Origin of the sequence: Lutibacter sp. (assembly GCF_041555395.1) — a bacterium.
Classification (GTDB): domain Bacteria; phylum Bacteroidota; class Bacteroidia; order Flavobacteriales; family Flavobacteriaceae; genus Lutibacter.
Genome location: NZ_JBFFKM010000100.1, coordinates 1 through 4,695, shown reverse-complemented (window position 1 = coordinate 4,695; position 4,695 = coordinate 1). Strand labels below are relative to the sequence as shown.

Annotated in this window: 5 protein-coding genes; 3 read left to right on the top strand and 2 right to left on the bottom strand. The window is 33.4% G+C overall.

What is annotated here, in order from left to right; translation table 11 throughout:
* Positions 1-247 precede the first annotated feature (247 nt).
* The 3 genes from ABY285_RS12290 (at position 248) to ABY285_RS12280 (ending at position 1,998) form a co-directional block, all read left to right on the top strand.
* Positions 248-853 carry a hypothetical protein gene (locus ABY285_RS12290; RefSeq protein WP_372770484.1) on the top strand — a complete coding sequence of 202 codons (606 nt, stop codon included), beginning with the start codon at positions 248-250 and terminating at the stop codon, positions 851-853.
* Between the two features lie 245 nt (positions 854-1,098).
* Positions 1,099-1,383, top strand: a complete 285-nt coding sequence (locus tag ABY285_RS12285; protein WP_372770482.1) for a hypothetical protein — start codon at positions 1,099-1,101, stop codon at positions 1,381-1,383.
* A 177-nt stretch (positions 1,384-1,560) separates the two neighbouring features.
* Complete coding sequence (locus ABY285_RS12280; RefSeq protein ID WP_372770480.1) at positions 1,561-1,998, top strand: isoprenylcysteine carboxylmethyltransferase family protein; 438 nt, start codon at positions 1,561-1,563, stop codon at positions 1,996-1,998.
* A gap of 116 nt (positions 1,999-2,114) precedes the next feature.
* Here ABY285_RS12280 and gltA read toward each other — a convergent pair whose 3' ends face one another.
* Both gltA and ABY285_RS12270 read right to left on the bottom strand, forming a co-directional pair.
* On the bottom strand, positions 2,115-3,608 hold the full coding sequence (gene gltA / locus ABY285_RS12275) for an NADPH-dependent glutamate synthase (protein WP_372770478.1): 1,494 nt from the start codon (positions 3,606-3,608) through the stop codon (positions 2,115-2,117).
* Positions 3,609-3,651: 43 nt separating this feature from the next.
* Positions 3,652-4,491 carry a sulfide/dihydroorotate dehydrogenase-like FAD/NAD-binding protein gene (locus tag ABY285_RS12270; protein WP_372770476.1) on the bottom strand — a complete coding sequence of 280 codons (840 nt, stop codon included), beginning with the start codon at positions 4,489-4,491 and terminating at the stop codon, positions 3,652-3,654.
* Between the last annotated feature and the right edge of the window lie 204 nt (positions 4,492-4,695).

Below are 4,695 nucleotides of genomic sequence, written 5' to 3'. Positions count from 1 at the left end.
TTTTTATCATGCCATGAACCAATTTGGAACGTGCAGTATTTATGGTGTAATAATGTGAGTAAGAACATTAGATTGTGTTTAAAAACTGGAGAAATCATTAACGTATAAAATAACCAAAACATGCGGTTATCCCGAAAAAAAGTGATAAACAGTACGTTTTGTACTGATATAACACGTTGTTCCATATAAGGAAATGAAAAATAAAATAATTGCTATATCCCTAATATTTCTTTTTAATTCTTGTTCAATGCGTTATACGGAATATATTATGAATTTGACAGATTCAGATTTCGATAATAAAAAGTTAAAAACTCAAGGTTATTTCTATAATGAATTTGATAAAGAAATTTATTTACACCATAAAGATAAATATGGTTATGACAGCATTGATTATTCGAAAAAACATACTATTAAACATATTCAACCAATACTCCTTTCTCCGGATAATGAGGTGTTTCGTAATGGTGAACGTGATTCATCTCACGGTATTAAATCTAATCTTTTTTACGACAATTCGCAATTCATGAAAGATTGTGACCTCTCATATGAAAATTCAGTACAAAATGCAATGGCAATATTCGAGTGTTCATTATTGAAAAACAAACCAAGAAGATATTCTGAAAACAAATTATATAAAGCAGACCGATTCATAACAAAAGGAGATACAATTATAATTCAACATTATTCATATAGATATAGAACTCTTTATATATATGAAAAAAAAGGAATAATACTTAATGACTCTACTTTTACTTTAGATTCACGTTATGATTATGCAACTAAAAAAACAAAATCTATAAATGAATTTTATAAATTTAAATCAGTTGACAATTTATGGGTTAACTATAATTGATTGATAATAGGATCAAATTACATGGTACAACACCTCATAAAATTTATGCTTACATTTAAACTAAATAACGAACCGACAAACATTCAACTAACGACTTACTACGTCCGAAAAATCTCCGATTTTCCAGTCGCACAAATCTTATAAAAAACCGTTGTACGTAATTAGAGATAACAACTCCTTAAATAAAACGAAACATAAAAGTTACATTTAATAAAATACTTAAATCAAACATTTAAACTTTAGAAATGAAAAACAAAAGGTTAATCATCATCCTAACAGGAATAGCTTTTCTATTGTTAATTCCATTTGTAGCTATGCAATTCACTAATGAAGTGAACTGGACGAGTTCAGACTTTGTAATAATGGGAATTTTATTGACTGGAACAGGCTTGCTATGTGAAATTATAATGAGAAAAGTAAAAACTATCAAAAACAGAATTATTATCTGTGGTCTTATTTTGTTTGTTTTCTTTCTTGTTTGGATAGAACTTGCAGTCGGAGTTTTTGGAACTCCATTTGCTGGGAGTTAATAAAATAAAAACTACTGGCAACACTGCATATTATTTATGCTCAAATTTGAACTAGTACAAACCGACAAACATTCAACAAGCGATTTGCTTCACTGGAGAAATCATCGATTTTATGTCGCACAAAACATAACCCTAAACCGTTGTAATTAATTGTCGAAAACAGAAAAATATAACAATATGATTTTAAAACTTAGTTCATTAATCGCCTTTGGAGTTGCCATAATTGGATTGTTATTTCTAGTTCACCATCAACACATTATTTCTGATAATCCTGTTGTAATTATTATTCAAATATCTTCCTTTGGACTCATGATTTGGGCACGAATAATATTTGGTGCCAGAAGTTTTCATGCAACAGCAAATACCACAAAAGGAAAACTTGTTACAAATGGACCTTATAAATATTTTAGGCATCCAATATATGCTGCAGTTATTTTTTTATTTTCTGCCTCATTAATAGCATTCCCATTTAAAGAGACAGTTGTAGGAGTGTTTTTAATTATTGCCGGGCTATTTGTGAGATTGTTGCTTGAAGAAAAATCTTTAAATGAAACATACGAAGAGTATGAGTCATACTCTAAACGAACTAAGAGACTGATTCCTTTTATATTTTAATAGTATTCCAAAAGTCAGAATAACCTGCTAAAAACAAAACCCTGTTAATTATTAACAGGGTTTGTTTTATAAAGGCACAAGGCCTATTTAGAAAAACAGGGGTTTGAAAATTACACTTAAATTGTTGCCAAAACTTCTGCCTGCGCATAATCGTGCATTCCCTGACCGGCTTTTCTTCCATCGCCCATTGCAAGAATAACGGTAGCGCCACCTCTTACGATATCGCCTCCGGCAAAAAGACCTGGAATTGAAGTCATCATATTTTCATCAACCTTAATGGTGTTCCATTTCGTTGTTTCAAGGTCGGGCATGCTTTGTTGCACAATTGGGTTTGGAGAAACACCAACAGCGATTACAACGCTGTCAACATCAATATCATATTCAGAACCTTCAATAGGCGCCGGGCGTCTTCTGCCGGAAGCATCAGGCTCACCCAATTCCATTTTTTGCACCCTCATTTTATTGACTTTACCTTTTTCATCAGCAAAATATTCAATTGGAGAGGTAAGGTTAATAAATTCTATTCCTTCTTCAATGGCATGTTTTATTTCTTCTGCTCTTGCGGGCATTTCTTCCATAGAACGTCTGTAAACAATAATAGCTCTTTCGGCACCCATACGTTTTGCGGTTCTTACGGAGTCCATTGCGGTATTTCCGCCACCTACAATCACCACATTTTTTCCGGAATGAACAGGGGTATCAAAATTTACATCGGCTCCGCCCATTAAATTTACACGGGTCAAAAACTCATTGGCACTTTGAATTCCACTAAAGTTTTCACCGGGGATATTCATGAAATTTGGCAATCCTGCACCACTTGCAATAAAAAAGGCAACATATCCTTCTTCTTTCAAATCATTAATTGATGCTGTTTTTCCCACAATAAAATTGGTCACAAATTTAACCCCCATATTTTTGATGGTGTTAATTTCATAGTCAACAATTGATTTTGGAAGTCTAAATTCAGGAATTCCATATTTTAAAACACCTCCAAGATCGTGTAAGGCTTCAAAAACGGTTACATCATATCCAAACTTTGCCAATTCGCCGGCAACAGTTAATCCTGCCGGTCCTGATCCTATTACAGCCATTTTTATTCCGTTTGGCTCAGCCAAAGCCGGAATGGTTTGGTCTCCATGTTCACGGGCATAATCTGCAACAAATCTTTCAAGATAGCCAATTGCGGCACCTTCTTTACTTAGTTTTTTAACATAAAAACATTGGGCTTCACATTGTATTTCCTGAGGGCAAACTCTACCGCAAATTGCTGGTAAAGAGTTATTTTCTTTAAGAACTTCTGCAGCTCCAAGAACGTCACCCGCTTCAAGATACTTAATAAATTTTGGGATGTTGGTACCAACAGGGCATCCAACAATACAAGTTGGAACAACACAATCAAGGCAACGGTGAGCCTCGTTTACCGCCATTTCTAGCGTTATGCCTTTATTTACTTCAATATTGCTTTTATTTCTAACCGTAGGTTCCGATTCGGGCATTAGAACTCTGTCAATACCTGTTCGCTCTTTGGCTTTTATTTCTTTACGTAACTTATCGCGCCATTCGGTCTTGCGTTCGCTTTTGTAATATTCTTCGTTTAATTCTGATTCCATTTTACGAATTATTTAAATAGGGGTAAAAATTTTGACTGATATTTTAAACTGACGCTACTTCTAATGATTTTATGTACTCATCATAGTTTTCTGATTCTTTATCTTTATAAGCACCTAACCTACTTAGCATTTCATCAAAATTAACTTCATGAGCATCAAACTCAGGTCCGTGAATACATACAAACTCCGTTTTTCCACCCACAGAAACCCTACAGGCACCGCACATTCCAGTACCGTCAACCATAATGGTGTTTAAACTTGCAAGTGTATGAATATTGTATTTTTTTGTTGTTAAAGCAGCGAATTTCATCATAACGGCCGGACCAATAACAATTGCCTGATTGACTTTTTCTCTTAGAATGACTTCTTCCATTCCCTGAGTGACCAAACCTTTCGTACCTTTTGAACCATCATCGGTCATGATAATAAGTTCATCCGAGTATTCTCTCATTTCATTTTCAAGAATAACAAGGTCTTTATTTCTTGCAGCAATAACAGTTATCACTCTGTTGCCTGCCAATTTCATCGCCTGTACAATTGGAAAAAGAGGTGCGACGCCAACACCGCCTCCAGCACACAATACGGTTCCTACATTAGAAATATGAGTGGCTTGTCCAAGAGGTCCTACCACATCTAATATAAAATCACCAACATTCATGTCACAAAGTTTATGAGATGAAACACCAACTCTTTGAACAATTATGGTAATTGTGCCTTTTTCTACATCGGCATCAGAAATTGTTAAGGGGATTCTTTCGCCATTTTTATCGATTCTTAGGATGATAAAATGACCTGCTCTACGACTTTTGGCAATATAAGGGGCTTCTATAACCAGTTTTGCCACATTTTCTGAAAGAAATTTTTTTTCTATAATTTTAAACATAATTAATTTAAAAATCGTTAAGTTTTTTAGAGAAATGCGTAACACTTTACATGTAATTTTCTTACACTATTTCATTTTACAAATTTATTAATAATAATTGAAAAAATCACGTTAATTTCTGTTAATATTATTGAATTAATAAACAATTAGGCTTTTTGGTATTGATATTATTATGATATTTATCATATAATGAGTAATTAATAA

What these genes read in the sequence shown, in the direction of transcription:
- ABY285_RS12290 (WP_372770484.1), top strand. Translation starts at nt 248, where the DNA reads ATGCGTTATACGGAATATATTATGAATTTGACAGATTCAGATTTCGAT.
- ABY285_RS12285 (WP_372770482.1), top strand. Translation starts at nt 1,099, where the DNA reads ATGAAAAACAAAAGGTTAATCATCATCCTAACAGGAATAGCTTTTCTA.
- ABY285_RS12280 (WP_372770480.1), top strand. Translation starts at nt 1,561, where the DNA reads ATGATTTTAAAACTTAGTTCATTAATCGCCTTTGGAGTTGCCATAATT.
- gltA (WP_372770478.1), bottom strand. Translation starts at nt 3,608, where the DNA reads ATGGAATCAGAATTAAACGAAGAATATTACAAAAGCGAACGCAAGACC.
- ABY285_RS12270 (WP_372770476.1), bottom strand. Translation starts at nt 4,491, where the DNA reads ATGTTTAAAATTATAGAAAAAAAATTTCTTTCAGAAAATGTGGCAAAA.